The sequence below is a fragment of the Corynebacterium sp. ES2730-CONJ genome (assembly GCF_024834055.1).
Lineage (GTDB): Bacteria > Actinomycetota > Actinomycetes > Mycobacteriales > Mycobacteriaceae > Corynebacterium.
Genome location: NZ_JANUXZ010000007.1, coordinates 86,928 through 106,251, shown reverse-complemented (window position 1 = coordinate 106,251; position 19,324 = coordinate 86,928). Strand labels below are relative to the sequence as shown.

The window sequence follows — 19,324 nt, the reverse complement described above, 5'->3', positions numbered from 1 at the left end:
GTCGGTGGTTATTGCGTCAGGGGTACGCCCGGTCCCATTCCGAACCCGGAAGCTAAGCCTGGTAGCGCTGATGGTACTGCAAACGGGAGTTTGTGGGAGAGTAAGTCACCGCCGACCTAAAACTTAAGATGGTGGGGAGGGGTTGTGTGTAGGCTGTGTGCTTGTGCGCATCCCCTCCCCCTTTTTTTTGTGTGTGTGGGGTGTGTGTGGGGGTTGGGGTAGTCTGGGGTGGGTAGGCTTTGTAGTGTTTGAGGGAAGAGGAACCAAATGCAAACCACCCCAGCTGCACGTGCACATAACCTGACCAAGACCTATGGATCAGGCAGCACTCAAGTTACTGCAGTGAATTCTATATCCATCGAATTCCCACAACGGCAGTTTACGGCCATTATGGGGCCTTCCGGCTCCGGGAAATCTACGCTGATGCATTGCATGGCCGGGTTGGATAGCATCTCTGGGGGCTCGACCTATATTGGGGATACCGATCTATCGCAGCTCGATGATAAGGGACTGACGAATTTAAGACGTGATCGCATCGGTTTTATATTTCAGAGCTTCAACTTAGTTCCCACATTAACCGCTGCAGAAAACATCACTCTTCCGCTCGATATAGCGGGCAAACCGGTGGACCACAATTGGTTTCACACCGTGACCTCACGGTTAGGCCTCGTCGATCGTTTAGGACACCGTCCTGCCGAGCTTTCCGGAGGACAGCAGCAGCGCGTCGCTTGCGCACGTGCTCTGGTTGCGCGCCCCGATATTATTTTCGGCGACGAACCCACGGGCAACCTTGATTCCAATGCTTCTCGGGAGGTCCTCGGGATTTTGCGCGGTGCGGTCGATGAATTTGGCCAGACTGTGGTGATCGTGACCCATGACCCCAGCGCGGCGAAATATGCCGACGAGGTCATTTTCCTATCCGATGGAGAAATCCGGACACGGCTGAACAGCCCGAGTGCTGAAGAGATTTTCGCAGTCATGGGTACTTTGGAGGATACCGATGGGCAAGCATAGCGCCCCGCGTCCCTCAGGTTCGCAAACCCTCCTGCGTATGAGTTGGCGCACAGTTGTTGCACATAAACTTCGTCTTGCCCTCACAGTGGTGGCCGTGATCCTCGGTACCTCCTTCGTGGCTGGGTCGATGATGTTCACAAACTCATTGGAAAAGGTCTTCGACTCAGCAGTGGAGGATCTATTCGCCGACGTGGACGTAGTCATGCATCCCAACCCTGGAGCTATGGTGGGGGCCAACCTTTTTGCACCTGGTGCTGGAACCTCCGGTATTACGGGAATCAAGGTAGATATGCTGTCTACGCTCCGCCAAGATCCGCAGATCGCTGGGGTCACGGTACAGGGCGCAACCACCGTGGTGGTTGCTGATGCTCAACGACGACCCTTCCAGACTCGCTCCGCGCAATCTACCATCAGTCCCTGGTACGACACCGAACAGGCTGTAGGCCTCGGCAATACTCTCCTAGAGGGAGAACTCCCTCGTGACAACGGCGTAGCTATCAACCGTGCCGCCGCCAACGATTATGATATTGCCATAGGTGATGAGGTCATTGTTGTTGATCCTGAAGGCCAGCGTAGTTATCAAATCACCGGCATCTACCAACCCGCTTCGAGCGCAGTGGACCTCAGTACCGGCGTATTATTACTTCAAGCCGAAGACGTCTATATCGATACGTATCTAGGTGGCATTTTCATCCCCGCGGCCTTAATATCGGGAGACGTAAAACGCGGCAGTGAGCTAATTGACTATCTTCAGCAAACCTACCCCGAATACGGCTACGCCTCAGCCCAAGAATTAGCACGCGGCATTTCTGAGTCCGTTGCAGATGCGCTGAGTTTTGTTAACTATTTCCTTGTGGCCTTCGCCATGATCGCCCTCCTGGTCGGTTCCTTTATTATTGCCAATACCTTTGCCATGATCGTGGCTCAGCGTCTCAAAGAATTCGCTCTGTTACGAGCCCTAGGGTGTTCCAGAAGGCAACTGACATCCACGGTGGTCATCGAATCTATTCTGGTCGGTATCGTCGGATCCCTTCTCGGTGTGCTCGCCGGTATGGGATTAGTTCAGGCCATCCAATTCACCCTTGGACGACTGGGTATGCCTATCGCTGCAGGCACAACTGGCCTTGGGGCATCCGCGATTGCTTTCCCCATCGTGCTTGGTATCGTCGTGACTGTTATAAGTGCGTGGGCACCCGCTCGCCGTGCTGGGGCCGTCCGCCCCGTGGAAGCTATGCGGACCACGGAAAGCTCAACTGCAACCTCCCTTAAAACACGTACGATCTTAGGTCTTCTCTTGCTCGCTGCGGGCATGGCGTTAGCCTTCGCTGGCGCGCTTGTCGATGCTGATAGCTACGCGACTAAAACTCGTGCGATTGGCGTAGGTATTGGCGCCTTTGCTGTCATTGGTGGCGTCTTCATGGCGTCGCCGGCACTGTCCATCCCTCTCGTGGGTGCCCTGGGCCGGGTTATAGCTCGCCCCTTTAAAGCTATTGGACAATTAGCCGCCACCAATTCTCGCCGCAATCCTAAGCGCACGGCTACCACCGCTTTCGCTCTGACTCTCGGTATGGCGCTTGTCACTGCTATTGGGATGTTGAGCGCCTCCATGCACGACAGTATTGAAGATCTGGTGAATTCAGAAGTCACCGCTGATTTCGTATTAGAGGGTCCTAGTGCCATGAGATTCCCAGTGCCGACGAATGCCTACGCAGATATTCAAGCTCTGGATAGTATTGATCAAGCGGTAGCAGTATCCTATGCCAAAGTCTCCCTAGACGATTCACCCACCGGTCTGGCGGCGCTGAGGGGCTTTCCCATCACTTTTATGGCCAATGGCGATCTTGAGGACGTCGTGGGACTAAAGAATCCGCAGGGAAGGTTTGATCTCTCCCAAGCTGGGACTTTTATCGCCCGCGAGTCCTATGCTCAAGAGCGCGGATTAGCCATAGGCGATACCGTGAATATCTACGACCAAGAGGGCCAGATCTTAGCGCGCGCTGAGCTGACTGGAACTTATGGAGACAACCGCATTCTCGACGATGTTGTCCTGTCTGAAGCCACAATCATTGATACCCCCGCTTATGAAAATGACAATCTGGCTCAGGTGCTTCTGATGGGCAAAGAAGGCGTAACACAGCGCTCCTTGCGAGCCGATCTCGAACAAGCCGTGGAAAAATACCTCGTGGTGCGGGTGATGAATGCCCAAGAATATGCCGGCGCCCAAGCAGGTTTAATCAACCAAATGATGTATATCCTCTATGCACTCCTTGGCCTAAGTATTATTGTCGCGGTGCTAGGCATTATCAATACCTTGGCACTTAATGTCATTGAGCGTCGGCAGGAAATTGGTATGCTGCGCGCTGTCGGTACACATCGCAACCAAGTGCGGCTGATGATTACCATCGAGAGTGTGCAGATAGCGATCTACGGCTCCATCATCGGAATGATTGTGGGCCTCGGGCTCGGATGGTCCTTCCTAAAAGTTCTAGGCTCGCAGGGGCTCGAAACCATATCCGTGCCCTATGGAACATTAATGATCATCCTCATAGGCTCTGGACTCGTAGGTGTGCTCGCCGCGATCTGGCCAGCCCAGCGCGCCAGTACAACGCCGCCGCTCGATGCGATCTCACATTAACTAAGGGCGATGAGGCCCAGGCCTGTAATGAGGGTTATAAGAAGATAACCGACAAAGAGGAGAGACTTACCGCCTTCGAGCATAGTTCCCAATTCCTTCGCGAGGGTCGACCACGTAGAGAGTGCTCCAGCAAATCCAACACTGATCACCCAGGCGAATCCGCTCGCGGCACTCAGAGCTATTGCAAGGCAGGCCAAACTATTCGCCAGATAGGTGCCAGCTGGGCTGGGAAGGAGACGAGAAAGCACATAGCGGAGCGCCCCACCACAGCAGGCAGCAAAAAAGACCGTGAGCATTATACGCTCACCCTCTGGGACACACTTGTGCCGGCAAACCAGGCGAGGAGGCACGTTGAGATCGTTATCAGACAGTAGCCGAAGGCCTGGGGGAGGGGCAGATGGGCGGTGAAGCCAGCGAAGGCCGAAAAGCTCGTAAAGCCACCGAGAATTCCTACGGCGAAGAAGGCGCGCAGGTTTTCGTTGCGGGGATTGCTCAGGCCCATAGCGAGACACCCGAGAATATTGATCACGAGGAGTAGCTCCGGCCCAGAACCGAGGGAGAAGACCAACGCGCGGGCACTCGCGCCTAGTCCAGCACCAAGTCCCGCGAGGATGGTGGGGCCGAAAAATTTATGGGTTATATGCAGGCCACGATTCATGGCAGTGATTGTACATCGGGTGGATCGAGCATGATTTAGCGCTAAGATAATGAGGACACAACTGTCCACAGAAGGAGTAACAGCAATGGCTCACCCACGCGCTGGCCAAGTAGCCCAGCCAGAAGACCTTGTCGATATCGCGGGGCTTGTCACCGCGTACTACACCCGCACCCCAGACGTGAGTGACCCTGATCAACAGGTTGCGTTCGGGACCTCCGGGCACCGCGGATCGTCCTTTGATACCGCCTTTAATGAGGCCCATATTCTTGCCACGACCCAGGCCATCGTGGATTACCGCCAGGCTCACCATATCGGTGGCCCCGTTTATATCGGCCGTGATCCCCACGCACTCTCCGAGCCTGCGATGGTATCGGCCCTGGAGGTTTTAATCGGCAACGATATCCCCGTGCGCGTTGATGACCGTGGTCGCTTTACCCCCACCCCAGCCGTCTCGCATGCGATCTTGGCTCATAACGCCAATCTGCCAGGTGGGGTTACGGGCTTGGACCCCAAGCGCGCCGACGGAATTGTGATTACTCCTTCGCACAATCCGCCTCGTGATGGTGGCTTCAAATATAACCCACCTAATGGTGGGCCTGCTGATACCGATGCCACTGATTGGATCGCGCAGCGCGCCAACGATATTCTGCGTAATGACCTTAAAGACATCCGCAGAGTAAGCGTATCGGGCGTCCTCGATCCGCGAGCAGAGCGTTTTGATTACCTCAATCATTATATTGCGGACCTGCCCAATGTGATCAATATTGAGGCTATCAAGCAATCTGGTCTGACCATTGGGGCTGATCCTATGGGTGGTGCCTCGGTGGACTACTGGGGGCGTATCGCTGAGGTCCACGGGTTGAATCTCACCGTAGTAAACCCCATTGTGGATCCCACCTGGCGTTTTATGACTCTTGATACTGATGGCAAAATCCGTATGGACTGCTCCTCACCACATTCGATGGCCAGCTTGGTGCATAACCGCGATAAATACGATATCGCTACCGGCAACGACGCCGACGCTGATCGCCACGGTATCGTCACCCCCGATGCTGGACTGATGAATCCGAACCACTACTTAGCTGTTGCCATTGACTACCTCTATACCCACCGCCCGCACTGGGGCACTGACGCCGTGGGGAAGACCCTCGTATCGTCGTCTATGATCGACCGGGTTGTGGCAGATTTGGATAAGAAACTCATTGAAGTTCCGGTGGGCTTTAAGTGGTTCGTTCCGGGTCTGATCGACGGCTCAGTTGGCTTTGGTGGCGAAGAATCCGCCGGCGCTTCCTTCTTGCGCCACAACGGTACCGTGTGGTCGACCGATAAGGATGGTCTCATTCTTGACCTTTTGGCCGCCGAAATCACTGCGGTTACCTCCAAAACTCCGTCGCAACGCTATGCAGAGCTTGCCCAAAAATTCGGCGCCCCGCATTATGCACGAACAGATGCTGAGGCCAACCGCGAACAAAAGGCTCTTCTTAAGGCGCTCTCGCCTGAACAAGTGAGTGCCACTGAACTCGCTGGCGAGAAAATCACCGCGAAATTGGTCTCGGCTCCAGGCAACGGTGCACCATTGGGAGGACTTAAGGTGTGCACCCAAAACGCGTGGTTTGCGGCCCGCCCCTCCGGTACCGAAGATAAGTACAAGATTTATGCCGAGAGCTTCTTGGGCGAAGATCACCTCGCACTCATGCAGGACGAAGCTCGTGCGCTGGTGAAAAAAGTATTAGAGAGCTAAACGAATTACTGCCCGTGGCCCTACAAATAAGGGCTACGGGCAGTAGGTTGCAATAGTTCAGGTGAGCTTTTATACGCAAAGATGGATAGACTAAGTGACTATGCTCCTAGAAAACGGCATCTTAGCGGGAGATGACACCCGTTCAAAGGTTATCGACATCATCAGCGCACTGGCTCGCTTTGGGCTAGCAGCGGTATGGATTCTCGCTGGGCTAACCAAAATTGGTAAACCCATGACCGAGGCCCAAAATATTATGGCCTATGAAATCTTCACCCCAGACTGGTCCTACTTCCTCGGGCAGATTATTGGTCCTGTGGAGATCGCTGGCGGGCTCATTCTCTTAGTCGGAATCTTTATCAGGCAAGCAGCGAAGATATCCCTCATAGTTTTGATCTTCTTTATGATCGGGATCGCCCAAGCTTGGTACCGTGGACTCGTGATCGATTGCGGATGCTTCGGTGACGCTGACCTTGCCGATGGCGGAATGAGCTATGTCACCACGCTGCTACGCGACGTGGTCTTCGTGGCCATGTCAATTTGGGTAATGGTCTTTCCCTATAAACGATTCGCCATCTACCCCTAGAGAGCACCCTTTTAACATATTCGGATACAAGTGAGTCAAGAAGGCTTGATGAGTAATAAAATTAAAAATCCCAACGAGAATAGCAGTGGCTTTATCTGGGCGATCGTGGCTCTAGTTGCCATAGCGATCGCAGTTGTTGGATATATAGTTGTTAGCGGCAATAACGCGGAAAAAGAAAAACTCGCCGCGGATGTCGAGCCCGTAAATATCACTACCACCGTGGAAGACAATGCCGTCGTTTTGACATCGGACGCCACCACGCCGGACGCTCAAAATATTGAGATCTATGAGGACTTCTCTTGCTCCTTCTGCGGAAAATTGGCAACTTCTACAGATGAGGACATGAAGAAACTCGTCGAAGAAGGCAAGATCGTCGTGCATATCCGCTCGCTCAACTTCCTCGACCGCGGCCAGGCTGGCCACTCCACCCTCGCCGGCACTTCTGCCTACACCGCAGCGAAGGCTGGAGACTCCCAGGCCTACTGGAATCTTCGTAAGAAGCTCCTAGAAGATCAAGAAAAGATCTACGGGGTATGGGACGCCGCTCGCATGGCTACTATCGCTGAAGGCTTCGGCGCGCAAGCATCCACCGCTAAGCAGATCGAATCCCAGGATCTCAGTGATGAATACGTGGCTATGGCAACCGCTAACTCCGAGAAGCTAGAAAAAGTAAGCGGCAAAGTTTCCTCCCCCCGTGTCTTCATTGACGGCAAAGAGGTTGGCGACGATATCTTCGAATGGCCACGCTTAATTAAGTAATGGTCTTGAGCTAAGGGTCCGCATGGGTGAAACTATGCGGATCTTTGCTTTTTGGAGAAGTATAAGCACAGCTTGAACTCGCGATTTGGTAGTGCTGGAGACCATCAGGTAGCCTAAAATTCGTTCGCATGAACAATGGGGCTATGGCGCAGCTGGTAGCGCACCACACTGGCAGTGTGGGGGTCACGGGTTCGAATCCCGTTAGCTCCACCGAAGGAAAACCCAGCTACTTTGAGTAGCTGGGTTTTTTGCTGTCTAGCTGGGGTTATGGTCGCTCGAGGGTAGTCCAATCCGCCCCGATCCGTCCCTAAAATGGCCCTAGTGGCCCTAGAATGGCCCTAAAATGACCTCAAAAATCCGGCAAGAAACACACCCTATGGCCACCCTTTGCGCGCCCGCTACCACCACGAGGGTGTATGCTGTGACGCCGTGAAATGTTTAAAAACTAAACACTAAGCCACCGCATGGAACGCCGAAGAAGAATAGCTCATCGAGCTCCACGCACAGCCATCTCCACAACCCGCAACGATCTCACCACACCGACCGCAAACCCCACCGCCAGAGAATTGGCTCAACGCCTCTTAAGAATCACTTGGCATACAGCTCAAACCGCTGAAAGAGTGCACTCTGTGGATCCACAAGAAAGTGACTGTCAACCGTGTCACGTCGCCGCTACCCCAGGCGATTAAAACCCCGAACATTATCCGCTTGGCAGGGCTGATGATAGCCGAGATTGCTATCGGCGATATTCACTGCTGGTGGGAAATAATCAACCGTGCTTACCTCTCCAAAACATTCAACCAGCAAGCCTCTAGAGGGCTCACAGGTGCTTCCGCGCGTGCTGTTGAGCGTGAAATCAGCGAGCGACAAAACCCGGAGGTGCTGGAGTGGTCGGGCGCGTTGAGTAGGACGTCCATTGTTTCGACGAGTCAATAATAGGGCAACACGTACACCTCGAGGTACTGGCAGACCCCCACAAGTGAAAGCGGGCGTCACTACTGAAATCGACCCCCACCGTGGCGAGATCTGGCTGGTTACTCGTCTGGCGGGCCAAGGTGCGCCCCTGTAGGGGATCGGGAAGCTGCTTGGTTATATTTTGATCGGAATATGATCACGCAGGTGTATGGGAAGGTCCGTGCGAGCCGTATTGGCACTTTTTTGGAGAAGGTCGACGCCATTCTGACAGAACCGAACATCCCCCTCAGTAAGAAGGTTGTGAGGGTTTCTTGAGTTGTATATGCAGTCACGCACGGCTGGTGAAGCGTCGACTCGTGCGCGTTCTTCAATGTAGAGCCAGTTGAAAAGAAAAGCTGTGACATGGCTGAGGAAAATTGGGCCCCTATTATTCACCGCTGCGAAAGTTACTTGAGCGGGCTGATTGTCGTCGTAAAGCCACAGGCTACGGCTCACAAGCACAACTGTGATTGTCATAGCGGCAGCCATGTCGGTTGTCATCCCAGGATCTCTAGGAGCCTATCTCTTGATCTAGGAATCATTGCGGGTAGGTGGATTGCATCTTGATCGGGAAACAACTCACCTATCACAAAATCCTGCCTGCCCGTAGTTATGGGTGCTAAGAGGCCCAGTGGCTGATGTGGGCGCGTGTTCGAGGAATACGTCTTAGGTCCTGCCGGTGTCGACGGTGGCCCACTCTTCGCGTGAGTGGGAGTAGTGCAGCAGATATTCTGTTCTCGCGTTAGCGCGGGTGTGTTGAAATTTCGTGATATTCCGACTGTGTGCGGACTCATTGCGATCCAAGTCGTATATGTAGATCCTGTCAATCTGGCCAACTCTAGTGGGAGTATTTGAGCGTTTTAATTCAGCTAAACCGCATGAAGCATATTTGCTATGGAAGCAGGGGTCAGCTCGTCAACCTTGCTGGGTCCATTCAGGGCCCATATATCAAGGTGATCCAGAGTGCGGACGGCCACGCCAATATTTCCCTGACCGTGTGCATGTCTTGACACAATAAAACCCCTCAGACGCGGGCTAATAATATCCGAGATGTGATAAAGGGGATTTATGGTACCTGTTCTAAAATCCGCTTTAGTGAACGTTCTCGTGCGCTGTGTAAATACTTAACTAATAAGTGATAACAAAACGCGCGAGCGATGAATAGCAACGATAAACCTACTAAAATACCGCGTTTCCACCATCTTCCTAGCAGTGAGAGCATATGCGTTAATATGCATCTGACACGTGGTGTGGTCTATTGTTATGGTCGCTAGTGGCTACCTAACCCAGCAGTTAAGTGCTAAGGGGAGCGTTTCTCTTGCGCTGGTACATTTAACCTACATTGAAGCGGTAGCACGACCACCAGTTTGCCGCTATTTCAACCTGTGCTGCTGTGCTCCGCGCTTAAGTGAACTACACTGTCACACTGTGAATATGCCCTCTCCACCAGTAAGGCCGCGCATCCCAGGGATTGCCACTCTCATTGCTCTATCCTTTATAGCCGCATGGCGGGTACTGTCGGTTAATCTTTCGGCGGAGAATATGACTTATTATGTCAACCTCTTCCAGATTCCCGTGGATTTTCGGGTCTACTATCTTGCTGGGCAGGCGCTTCGAGAAGGGCAGGACTTATACGCCGGTAATTTAGTTCTCGATTTACCGTTTACCTATCCGCCCTTCGCCGGTGCTCTCTTTGCACGGCTGGCGGCATTTCCTGAATTATCAACTCTGGTGGTCTGGCAATTTTTTTCGGCGGCAGCGCTAGTCGCAGTGGTTATAGCCGTATTTCAGGAGCGCGGCTACCGCCTGGATTTCCCCACTGGGATTCTCGTGGCCTTGATCAGCATCGCCTTCTTCGCTCTCGCGCCGATACGCAGCACTTTTCTCTTCGGCCAAATCAATATCTTCCTGATGCTTCTCGTTAGTACCGATTTTCTTCGTCGCAGCTCACTATTGGGCGGTGCAGGAGTAGGGCTCGCTGCGGGAGTAAAGCTGACTCCCGCCTTTTTTGGTCTCGTTTTCCTTATGCAAAAGCGCTGGTGGGCGGCGCTCACTAGCATTGCTGTCTTTGGATTCACAGTCCTGATTGGCTACCTCTTGGTTCCAGATGCCCATATATTCTGGACGTGGGCGATCTTTGATTCCAGTCGCGTTGGCGATCTCAATAACCCCGGTGCCCAATCGCTACGCGGAATGCTGCTACGCGCCTTCGGAGTCGAGGGCGGAGCACTCTTAGTAGTTCTGACAGCTATAGTCCTCGCAGTGGTGATAGCGGGAATGTGGGCGGCGATCCAACTTGATAATCGTTCTCTTGCACTAGGAATTGCAGGCTATGGTGCCACACTGGTGTCACCTTTTTCCTGGCAGCACCACTGGGTTTGGGTGGTACCTATGGTCTTGAGCATTCTCGACGCGCTATGGCGGCTCACTATGCGACTATCAGCCCGTATAGCCAATAGATGGGTACGTGAGCTGAGTGAACAGTGTGCTGCCTTCTGCAGTGCGGCGCTCGTGGCCCTCATGGCCCTGCCGATGGTCAGCACCGTGCAGTGGACTGAGCTAGCCTATTTTGAGGCGGGCCTGAGCCCATTGTGGTGGATGCGGGCACTTTATATTGGTTCCGCCTTACTCACCGTTCTACTCGCAGCGATCGTCGCAGTGGTTTGTGTGTGGCGGCGTCGAAAGGAAATGTCATGCTAGATCCGTATCAACAACTTCAAACTCTGCTGCAATCGCCCGCGGCTGTTCGAAGCGTGCGAGAATTTGAGAAAAAGCGCCATCTGATTGGCTCCCTCGATCCCAAGCCGGATAAATTCACCACTGTATTTGTCAACGAGACGGATTTGGTGTGGGCCTGGATTGGCCAAGAGATGGAGACCTTCGTCGATCAAGCAGTACAACTCAGTCGCACGCGTATTGATGCTAGCTACTGGGCAGACAATAAGGAAGAATTACTACAACGGTTTGTTGACGATCACGAATTTGTCGACCCACCGCTGGTGGCCGCGCTGCAGCGGGCGGGTGGCCTCAGCTACTAGCCGCTACCTAACTCGACGAGTAGAACTCCGAGTGCGATGAGGGCTATCCCCATAGACATGGTGCGGGTGAGATGTTCGTGGAAAATAATGCGTGACAGAATTGCAGTGGCTGCAACTCCACAAGCAGTCCATATTCCATAGGCCACTCCGATACGCATACCGTGCTGCAATGCCCCCGAAAGAAGGGTGAAGGCAAGGATATAGCCCGCGACAGCGATAAGAAAAAAGCGCGGTCGAGCGGTGGCCGCTTTCAAACTCAATGTGGCGGCAACTTCGGCACAAATTGCTCCAAACAGGTACCAGAACATGAACCTAGGCCACCTGAATTTCTCGGGGATGACCGAATTCCACCAGCACAATCCCGCCTATAATAATAACGATGCCCACCGAGCTGAGCCATGAGAGCTGCTCGCCATATATCCAGGATCCCAAAATGGCCGTGAGAGCAACGCCCGCAGCGCCCCAAATTCCATAGGCTACGCCTAGCGGTACACCCCGTTTGAGGAGAATAGTGAGCGCACTATAAGAAATCGTATATCCCAGAGCTACCAAGACGTATAAAATAGTAAAGGAAGCAGCTGCTTTGAGCAGCAGCGTCGCTGATACCTCGCACACAATCGCCAGGGCGAAGAGCATCCACTTATTCACGCAAGCAAACCTACCGTATCCGCTTTCGAAGGGGAAAATATGCCAGCAGGACCCGTGAATATCCTCAGCCAAAACGAGTGCCTTGAAAAGCTCGCAGGGCAGCGCCTAGGCCGCATTGTGGTGCGTCGGCACGCTGATATGGATATCTTCCCCATCAACTATGTTCTCGATGCTGGCGATCTCTACTTCCGCACCGCAGAAGGAGCCAAACTCTTTAGTATCGCGCTTAATTCCGATGTGCTCTTTGAAGTTGATGAGGTAACCGAAACCCATGCGTGGTCAGTCGTGGCCCGCGGACATGCGCACGTCCTTCGAGATACTAAAGAGATCCAGCACGCCGATACTCTCGCGCTACAACCATGGGTGCCCACCTTAAAGTACAACTTCGTCCGCATGACCATCACGTCACTGAGCGGTCGCGCCTTTGCCCTGGGTGCTGAACCGGAACGCTACTAGATGTCAGGTTTTAAAAAAACCGTCGCACCGCACCTCGCCGGCGCTCCTCAGTGCGAAGCAAAAGGGCTGATATGGCTGAGAGAGGGCAGCTCCGCGGTCGTCGAGGTTCTCGAGGTGGACAATATTAGCATCACTACCGAATATATCGAGCACACATCGCCTAGCGCATTGATGGCTTGGCGCGCCGGGCAGGAGCTTGCTCGTATTCACGCCTTGGGTGCGCCCGCTTTTGGGGCTCCGCCACCTGGGTGGGAAGGGGATATCTATATTGGCACCCAGCGACAGTCAGCTCAGCCGACGGCAGACTGGGCTGAGTTTTACTGCCGCCAACGGGTGTGGCCCTTCGTTATTCAAGCGGTAGCCAGTGGCAATCTGAGCACACGCGATGAGGCTGTGCTCGCGACAGTTTTAGAAAAAGTCGAGCAGATACAGTGGCCTACGATCGCTCCCGCTCGGATTCATGGTGATCTGTGGAATGGAAATCTGATTTTTGGCACCCACGGCCCCTTCTTAATCGATCCCGCAGCCCACGGTGGTCACCCACTGACGGACCTGGCCATGCTGGAGTTATTTGGGTGCCCGTATCTCGAAGAATTTTTCGCTGGTTACCAAAAGATCACTGCGCTGCCTGAAAACTTCCGCAGCATGCTCTCACTCCACCAACTGCATCCCCTTGCAGTGCATACCTTCACTCACGGCCCTAGCTATGCCCCAGAGCTGATGCGAGCCGCGTATACCACCCTTAAGGTGCTGGCTTAGGCAGTGCCTGTTGACGAACGCCACCACAGATCATAAGGGGTAACGGGTAAGTGGCGTTTGTGTTCGCCGATCTGCCAGAGATGCATGATGCGCTCGAGCGCCGCAGGGCTGACCTCACCAGTGCCTTGAACGAAGGTATCGATGTCCTTATAGCTCAGGCCTAGGGCTTCTTCGTCGGCCAGTCCTGGTCGGTCGTCTTCGAGGTCCGCAGTGGGAATCTTCTTCCAGGTGGATGCTGGCGCACCCAGCTCCTGAAGAAGCGCTGCCCCTTGGTTCTTGGAGAGGCCGAAGATGGGCAGTATATCCGCGGCGCCGTCGCCAAATTTTGTATAAAAACCTGTGAGGTTTTCGGCGGCATGATCGGTTCCGATAACGAGTAGTCCACGCTCTCCGGCGAGAGCGTATTGGGCTGCCATGCGCTGTCGAGCTTTAAGGTTCCCCTTATTAAAATCCCCGAGCTTATCTAAGCCGAGCGCCTGAGCACATGCTTCCGCGAGCGCATCAGTTGAGTCTTGGATATTGATGGTGAGGCTATGGTCGGGCTGGATGAAGTCGAGTGCGATCTGGGCATCCTGCTCATCAGCCTGGTGTCCGTAGGGGAGTCGGAGGGCATAAAATTCGGCGTCGAGGCCTTCGTCCCTAGCGCGTTCTACTGCGAGCTGGGCAAGTTTGCCAGCTAGGGTGGAATCTTGGCCCCCTGAGATACCGAGGACGAAGCCGCGGGTATGCGTGGCCTTGAGGTAATCGAGGAGGAAGTTTACGCGGATCGCTATTTCCTCTGCTGGCCTAATCACAGGCTGGGTATGGAGACGCTTGCGAATATCATCGGGATTCATGGGCCTAATACTAGCGCTTTTTCGGTGTGGCTGATCTCTTAAGGTGGAGGGAAAGGTTTGGATAATCCACAGCTGATGGGCTAATATGATTCTCCGTGTCATGACTGGCTTTTATATACGCCTTCTCTCAAGGAATTGGCCTAGTCTTATTTAAGATGTGACGAGTTAGTGCGCCTGACTCATCCTCAAGCAGAAAGGAGCGCCCGATGAAGGTTCGTAAGTCCCTTCGGTCGCTGAAGAACAAGCCGGGTGCTCAGGTTGTGCGCCGTCGCGGCAAAGTTTATGTGATCAATAAGAAAGAGCCACGTTTTAAGGCTCGTCAGGGCTAATAGTCCTATATTTATCCACCCCTTAGAACTCTAAGGGGTGGATTTTTTTATGTGTTAGGCCATCTCTCAGACAAAGGGGGTAAAGGGGGTGGAGGGGATAAAAAAATTAATTTTCCGCATTTTCTCCACTGAGCTGCACGGATGTTGAAGGGGCTGAAATCCCCGGCTCCAACGGGTGAGGGGTCCGGCTCTCATGGAGGACTATATATGGTGGAAGCGGACCTGCCCAGCTGGGAATTCCATGGCTGTAACTACTATATGTTGTGCCATTTGCGTTATTTTACCACTAAGTATAGTGTTGGTTCCTGTCAGTAAGTCACTGGTCAATAAGGCCCACAGGGTAACCAGTGAAAGAATTGGGGCAGTGATCCGCAGCCTTTATGCCCGTTAATGAATAAGGAAAATTCTTACGATGTCTATCACTCTTTATACCAAGCCAGCGTGTATGCAGTGTGTTGCTACCAAGAAGCTTCTTGACCGCTCTGGTCTGGATTATGAGACGGTTGATATCTCCATCGACGACGAGGCTCGCGATTATGTCCTATCGCTCGGTTACCTCCAGGCTCCCGTCGTGATGGTCGATGGTGAAGATCACTGGTCGGGCTATCGCCCCGAGCGTATTGCGAACCTCCTCGCAGCTGCCTAAGTCATCGAGATACGTCCACGGCGCCCCTCCTACACATAATACGAACGAGCGGGGGCGCTACTTTTATGGCCTAATCACCCTCCACGCTTGCAGAATATTCTTTTGGCAAGCCCCTCACAAGCAAAGGAACCACGAGCTATCGTGTCAGAGAATCTTGGATCCAAGGTTGCCGAGCCCGCATCCCGCGATGAGCAACTCGACTACCATGCGCTCAATGCGCTGCTGAACCTTTATGGCAGTGACCATAAAATTCAGTTTGATAAAGACCGCCAGGCTGCTAATCAATTCTTCCTGCAGCACGTTAACCGCAATACCGTCTTCTTCCACGATCTCGAGGAAAAGATGCGGTATCTGGTGGAAAATAAGTACTACGACCCGGCGGTTCTGGATAAATATGATTTCGCTTTCATTAAGGAGTTATTCAAGCAGGCCTATGCCCACAAATTCCGCTTCCAAACCTTCCTCGGTGCCTATAAGTACTACACGTCCTATACTCTAAAGACCTTCGACGGTGCTCGTTACCTCGAGCGCTTCGAGGACCGCGTGTGCATGGTCTCCCTCGCGCTTGCCGACGGTGACAAAGAGCTAGCTTCGCATTTGGTTGATGAGATTATTTCCGGTCGCTTCCAGCCAGCTACCCCTACCTTCTTGAATATGGGTAAGGCTCAACGTGGCGAGCCAGTCTCTTGCTTCCTATTGCGCATTGAAGACAATATGGAATCGATTGGTCGCTCGATCAACTCCGCGCTGCAGCTTTCGAAGCGCGGAGGTGGGGTGGCCCTGCTGCTATCGAATCTGCGCGAATCAGGTGCTCCGATTAAGCATATTGAGAACCAATCGTCCGGTGTTATCCCCGTGATGAAGTTGCTCGAAGATGCCTTCTCTTATGCCAACCAGCTTGGTGCTCGCCAGGGTGCGGGGGCAGTGTATTTGAATGCGCACCACCCCGATATTTTGAACTTCCTTGATACCAAGCGCGAGAATGCCGATGAGAAGATCCGCATTAAGACCCTCTCCTTGGGCGTCGTGATCCCGGATATCACCTTCGATCTTGCCAAGCGCAATGATGATATGTACCTCTTCTCGCCCTATGACGTGGAGCGGGTCTATGGCAAGGCCTTCGGCGATATTTCGGTGACCGAACACTACCAAGAGATGGTCGAGGATCCTCGGATCCGCAAAAAGAAGATCAATGCCCGGGAATTCTTCCAGACTTTGGCGGAGATTCAGTTCGAATCCGGCTACCCATACATCATGTATGAGGACACCGTGAACGCAGCCAACCCCATTGAGGGCCGCGTTAATATGTCCAATCTCTGCTCAGAAATTCTGCAGGTCAATTCACCATCGGTCTTCAACGACGACCTCACCTATGAGCATATTGGTCAGGATATTTCCTGTAACCTTGGCTCTTTGAATATTGCCATGACCATGGATTCACCCGATTTTGGCCAAACCGTAGAATCGGCCATTCGGGCGCTGACCGCTGTGAGTGAGCAGACCAAGATTGATTCCGTACCGTCGATACGCAAGGGTAATGATGACGCCCACGCGATTGGCTTAGGGCAAATGAACCTCCACGGTTATCTCGGCCGTGAGCGTATTCAGTATGGGTCGGAAGAGGCTCTTGATTTCACCAACGCTTATTTTGCAGCGGTGCTCTACCACTGCTTGAAGGCTTCGAATCAGCTGGCAAAAGATCGCGGACATGCTTTCGTGGGCTTCGAGACGTCGGACTATGCCTCGGGTGCCTACTTCGATCGCTTTGATCCTCAAGATTTTGCTCCTCGTACCGCTCGGGTCCAAGAACTCTTTGACAATTCCTCGATTGAGACTCCGACCGCTGAACAGTGGGCAGAGCTTAGGGCTGAGGTGATGGAACACGGTATTTATAACCGATATCTGCAGGCTATTCCACCAACAGGGTCCATTTCCTATATCAATAACTCCACCTCGTCGATTCACCCTATTGCCTCGAGGATTGAGATCCGTAAAGAGGGCAAGATCGGTCGCGTCTACTATCCAGCACCCCATATGGATAACGACAACTTGGAGTACTTCCAGGATGCCTATGAGATCGGCTTCGAGAAGGTCATTGATACCTACGCGGTGGCCACCAAGTATATCGACCAAGGATTATCGCTCACCCTTTTCTTCAAGGATACGGTGACGACCCGCGATATCAACCGTGCTCAGATTTACGCGTGGCGTAAGGGGATCAAGACCTTGTACTATATCCGGCTGCGTCAAGTCGCTCTCGAAGGAACCGAGGTTGAGGGCTGCGTTTCCTGCATGCTCTAACGGGAAAACCCCGAGAGATACTCTCGGGGTTCAACCAGATGAAGGAATAACTTAACGCTTGGAAAGCTCGTCGTCGATATAGAGCACGCCAAGACCTTCACCGGCCAGGCGGAGGCGATCGAGGATCTCTCTCACGGAGGCTTCTTCTTCAACCTGCTCGGTAACGAAGGTATTAAGGAGTGGTCGAGATTCGAAATCGTGAATCGAATCGCTTAAGATCGCAAGCTCGCGTATCGACGCACTTACCTTTTGCTCATGGGCGAGGGCGAGTTCGAAAATCTCCAGTGGGCTCGAAGCATCGACCTTAGGAGGATTGATATCGCCAATCTGCGGCGTGTAGTCGCGATCGAGGAGGTGCTGAGCAAATTTCTCGGCGTGCTCGAGCTCTTCGGCGTGTTGCTTCTTTAACCATAAGGTCATGCCGGGAAGGCTGAGATCGTCGGTGATATAGGACATTTGCAGATAAACCATCGATGCTTCAAGCTCCATGGTGATCTGTTCGTTCAAGGCAGTTGCAAGTTGTGGATTAATACTCATGAATCACAGCTTAAAGTGATTGATTCATCTTGTCAGCGAAGGTTAGCCCAGCTTAACTAGGTTTTCTGGCCTCGTATTTGGTTGGGCAATCCTAAATAAGGCTACCGTAATGAAAATGGCCGAAAATATTCACGGAGATCTAAATATGCTGCTTAACCTTATAAAAACTCCCCATTAATAGGGTCTAACTAAATAATCCCGCGCGGTTTAACTAAGTCCAACCTATTTTAGCAGCCATTAAGTTGCGTGACTAAAATCACATAATTGTCTGGTGGTTAAGACCACAAACAGCAACCATATTGACTGTGGCACTATGGGTTGAAAGAATCGCACACCACCTCGCATATATAAGAAGGAGTGCTATGCACTTGCATAAGGAAGAAGAACAATTCTTCGCCACCCACCAAGATCCCGTATCCGCCATCAACTGGAATACCATCCCTGATGAGAAGGATAAAGAAGTGTGGGATCGTCTCACTGGTAACTTCTGGCTGCCAGAAAAGGTCCCTGTTTCTAATGATCTCAAGAGCTGGGCAACCCTCAATGACCTTGAGAAGCAGACCACCATGCGGGTATTCGCAGGCCTAACGTTGCTCGATACCATCCAGGGAACCGTTGGTGCGGTTTCCATGCTCAAAGATGCCCAGTCCATGCATGAAGAGGCCGTATTGACCAATATTGCTTTCATGGAGTCAGTGCACGCTAAGAGCTATTCCAATATCTTCATGACGCTCTCGTCCACCCGTGAGATAAATGATGCATTCCGCTGGTCCGAGGAAAATGAGAACCTCCAGCGCAAAGCCAAGATCATTATGACGTATTACGAGGGCGAAGATCCGCTAAAAAAGAAGATCGCCTCCACCTTGCTGGAGTCTTTCCTCTTCTACTCCGGATTCTATCTGCCCATGTATTGGTCTTCTCATGCGAAGTTGACCAATACTGCCGATATCATTCGTCTGATCATTCGTGATGAGGCCGTTCACGGCTACTATATCGGTTATAAGTACCAGAGACTGCTGGCCAAGCAGACTCCTGCGCGTCAGGCAGAACTGAAGGAATACACCATCGAAATGCTGCTAGAACTCTACGAAAACGAGATTCAGTATTCCGAGGATCTCTACGATCCATTGGGATGGACCGAGGATGTGCGACGCTTCCTGCGCTATAACGCCAATAAGGCCCTGAATAACCTCGGTTACGAGCAGATGTTCCCTACCGACGAATGCCAGGTGTCCCCAGCAATCCTGTCCGCCTTGTCGCCCAATGCCGATGAGAACCATGACTTCTTCTCCGGCTCAGGTTCTTCCTATGTCATTGGCAAGGCTGAGAATACCACTGACGACGACTGGGACTTCTAAGCACGAGTATCGCCTTGAGCTGTAGGTCTAAAGGAAGTAGCGATCCCTTGAGGCCTACGGCTTTTTCGTTTA

At 52.8% G+C, this 19,324-nt stretch carries 22 protein-coding genes, 1 tRNA gene and 1 rRNA gene; 16 read left to right on the top strand and 8 right to left on the bottom strand.

Features of this window, described 5'->3' with window-relative positions:
- From rrf to NXS13_RS08930, 3 genes are all read left to right on the top strand, one after another.
- A 5S ribosomal RNA gene (gene rrf / locus NXS13_RS08940) occupies nucleotides 1-117 on the top strand.
- 150 nt (nucleotides 118-267) lie between these two features.
- Nucleotides 268-1,014, top strand: a complete 747-nt coding sequence (locus NXS13_RS08935; RefSeq protein WP_259158719.1) for an ABC transporter ATP-binding protein — start codon at nucleotides 268-270, stop codon at nucleotides 1,012-1,014.
- Complete coding sequence (locus tag NXS13_RS08930) at nucleotides 1,001-3,649, top strand: ABC transporter permease (RefSeq protein WP_259289653.1); 2,649 nt, start codon at nucleotides 1,001-1,003, stop codon at nucleotides 3,647-3,649. The genes NXS13_RS08935 and NXS13_RS08930 overlap by 14 nt, the downstream gene beginning before the upstream one ends.
- On the opposite strand, the gene NXS13_RS08925 is transcribed toward NXS13_RS08930, so the two are convergent.
- Complete coding sequence (locus NXS13_RS08925; protein ID WP_259080031.1) at nucleotides 3,646-3,945, bottom strand: CrcB family protein; 300 nt, start codon at nucleotides 3,943-3,945, stop codon at nucleotides 3,646-3,648. The two genes, NXS13_RS08930 and NXS13_RS08925, sit on opposite strands and share 4 nt — an antisense overlap.
- Complete coding sequence (locus NXS13_RS08920; RefSeq protein ID WP_259080041.1) at nucleotides 3,945-4,307, bottom strand: CrcB family protein; 363 nt, start codon at nucleotides 4,305-4,307, stop codon at nucleotides 3,945-3,947. Before NXS13_RS08920 ends, NXS13_RS08925 begins: the two co-directional genes overlap by 1 nt.
- An 85-nt stretch (nucleotides 4,308-4,392) precedes the next feature.
- Between NXS13_RS08920 and pgm the strand changes: the two genes are divergently transcribed.
- The 5 genes from pgm (at nucleotide 4,393) to NXS13_RS08895 (ending at nucleotide 8,326) form a co-directional block, all read left to right on the top strand.
- A complete protein-coding gene (pgm, locus tag NXS13_RS08915; RefSeq protein ID WP_259080043.1) occupies nucleotides 4,393-6,048 on the top strand; it encodes a phosphoglucomutase (alpha-D-glucose-1,6-bisphosphate-dependent) in 1,656 nt (551 codons plus the stop codon).
- A 100-nt stretch (nucleotides 6,049-6,148) separates the two neighbouring features.
- Entirely contained in the window at nucleotides 6,149-6,631 is a 483-nt protein-coding gene (locus NXS13_RS08910) for a DoxX family protein (protein ID WP_259158771.1), read from the top strand.
- A 48-nt stretch (nucleotides 6,632-6,679) separates the two neighbouring features.
- Nucleotides 6,680-7,390, top strand: a complete 711-nt coding sequence (locus NXS13_RS08905) for a DsbA family protein (protein WP_259080045.1) — start codon at nucleotides 6,680-6,682, stop codon at nucleotides 7,388-7,390.
- A 137-nt stretch (nucleotides 7,391-7,527) separates the two neighbouring features.
- Nucleotides 7,528-7,600: transfer RNA gene (locus NXS13_RS08900), tRNA-Ala, on the top strand.
- A gap of 435 nt (nucleotides 7,601-8,035) precedes the next feature.
- The gene (locus NXS13_RS08895) at nucleotides 8,036-8,326 is read left to right on the top strand and encodes a hypothetical protein (protein ID WP_259080047.1); all 291 of its coding nucleotides are present in this window, start codon (nucleotides 8,036-8,038) and stop codon (nucleotides 8,324-8,326) included.
- A 153-nt stretch (nucleotides 8,327-8,479) separates the two neighbouring features.
- Here NXS13_RS08895 and NXS13_RS08890 read toward each other — a convergent pair whose 3' ends face one another.
- Both NXS13_RS08890 and NXS13_RS08885 read right to left on the bottom strand, forming a co-directional pair.
- The gene (locus NXS13_RS08890) at nucleotides 8,480-8,845 is read right to left on the bottom strand and encodes a hypothetical protein (RefSeq protein WP_259289652.1); all 366 of its coding nucleotides are present in this window, start codon (nucleotides 8,843-8,845) and stop codon (nucleotides 8,480-8,482) included.
- 368 nt (nucleotides 8,846-9,213) lie between these two features.
- Nucleotides 9,214-9,357 (bottom strand): hypothetical protein, encoded by a 144-nt coding sequence (locus tag NXS13_RS08885; protein WP_259080050.1) that lies wholly within the window; start codon nucleotides 9,355-9,357, stop codon nucleotides 9,214-9,216.
- A 421-nt stretch (nucleotides 9,358-9,778) separates the two neighbouring features.
- Here NXS13_RS08885 and NXS13_RS08880 point away from each other — a divergent pair, with 421 nt between their 5' ends.
- Nucleotides 9,779-11,044 carry a glycosyltransferase 87 family protein gene (locus NXS13_RS08880; protein ID WP_259289654.1) on the top strand — a complete coding sequence of 422 codons (1,266 nt, stop codon included), beginning with the start codon at nucleotides 9,779-9,781 and terminating at the stop codon, nucleotides 11,042-11,044.
- A complete protein-coding gene (locus NXS13_RS08875) occupies nucleotides 11,038-11,382 on the top strand; it encodes a hypothetical protein (RefSeq protein ID WP_259080052.1) in 345 nt (114 codons plus the stop codon). Before NXS13_RS08880 ends, NXS13_RS08875 begins: the two co-directional genes overlap by 7 nt.
- Here the strand turns inward: NXS13_RS08875 and NXS13_RS08870 are convergent.
- Both NXS13_RS08870 and NXS13_RS08865 read right to left on the bottom strand, forming a co-directional pair.
- Nucleotides 11,379-11,690 (bottom strand): multidrug efflux SMR transporter, encoded by a 312-nt coding sequence (locus tag NXS13_RS08870; protein ID WP_259080054.1) that lies wholly within the window; start codon nucleotides 11,688-11,690, stop codon nucleotides 11,379-11,381. The genes NXS13_RS08875 and NXS13_RS08870 overlap by 4 nt on opposite strands.
- Before the next feature lie 4 nt (nucleotides 11,691-11,694).
- Complete coding sequence (locus tag NXS13_RS08865) at nucleotides 11,695-12,030, bottom strand: multidrug efflux SMR transporter (protein WP_259080056.1); 336 nt, start codon at nucleotides 12,028-12,030, stop codon at nucleotides 11,695-11,697.
- Nucleotides 12,031-12,069: 39 nt separating this feature from the next.
- Between NXS13_RS08865 and NXS13_RS08860 the strand changes: the two genes are divergently transcribed.
- Nucleotides 12,070-12,486 carry a pyridoxamine 5'-phosphate oxidase family protein gene (locus NXS13_RS08860; RefSeq protein WP_259080058.1) on the top strand — a complete coding sequence of 139 codons (417 nt, stop codon included), beginning with the start codon at nucleotides 12,070-12,072 and terminating at the stop codon, nucleotides 12,484-12,486.
- Entirely contained in the window at nucleotides 12,487-13,245 is a 759-nt protein-coding gene (locus NXS13_RS08855; protein ID WP_259080059.1) for a fructosamine kinase family protein, read from the top strand. It abuts the gene before it with no gap.
- Here the strand turns inward: NXS13_RS08855 and nadE are convergent.
- Nucleotides 13,242-14,081 carry an ammonia-dependent NAD(+) synthetase gene (nadE, locus tag NXS13_RS08850; protein ID WP_259080095.1) on the bottom strand — a complete coding sequence of 280 codons (840 nt, stop codon included), beginning with the start codon at nucleotides 14,079-14,081 and terminating at the stop codon, nucleotides 13,242-13,244. The genes NXS13_RS08855 and nadE overlap by 4 nt on opposite strands.
- Before the next feature lie 206 nt (nucleotides 14,082-14,287).
- Here nadE and ykgO point away from each other — a divergent pair, with 206 nt between their 5' ends.
- The 3 genes from ykgO to nrdE all read left to right on the top strand — a co-directional run bounded on the left by ykgO (nucleotide 14,288) and on the right by nrdE (nucleotide 17,357).
- Entirely contained in the window at nucleotides 14,288-14,410 is a 123-nt protein-coding gene (ykgO, locus tag NXS13_RS08845; RefSeq protein WP_005511141.1) for a type B 50S ribosomal protein L36, read from the top strand.
- A 412-nt stretch (nucleotides 14,411-14,822) separates the two neighbouring features.
- Nucleotides 14,823-15,056 (top strand): glutaredoxin-like protein NrdH, encoded by a 234-nt coding sequence (gene nrdH / locus NXS13_RS08840; RefSeq protein WP_259080112.1) that lies wholly within the window; start codon nucleotides 14,823-14,825, stop codon nucleotides 15,054-15,056.
- Nucleotides 15,057-15,197: 141 nt separating this feature from the next.
- Nucleotides 15,198-17,357 (top strand): class 1b ribonucleoside-diphosphate reductase subunit alpha, encoded by a 2,160-nt coding sequence (nrdE, locus tag NXS13_RS08835; protein ID WP_259080114.1) that lies wholly within the window; start codon nucleotides 15,198-15,200, stop codon nucleotides 17,355-17,357.
- Between the two features lie 51 nt (nucleotides 17,358-17,408).
- Here nrdE and NXS13_RS08830 read toward each other — a convergent pair whose 3' ends face one another.
- Nucleotides 17,409-17,894, bottom strand: a complete 486-nt coding sequence (locus tag NXS13_RS08830; protein WP_259158734.1) for a ferritin — start codon at nucleotides 17,892-17,894, stop codon at nucleotides 17,409-17,411.
- A gap of 362 nt (nucleotides 17,895-18,256) precedes the next feature.
- On the opposite strand from NXS13_RS08830, the gene nrdF reads away from it, so the two are divergent.
- Nucleotides 18,257-19,252, top strand: a complete 996-nt coding sequence (gene nrdF / locus NXS13_RS08825; RefSeq protein WP_259080118.1) for a class 1b ribonucleoside-diphosphate reductase subunit beta — start codon at nucleotides 18,257-18,259, stop codon at nucleotides 19,250-19,252.
- The last annotated feature ends 72 nt before the right edge of the window (nucleotides 19,253-19,324 follow it).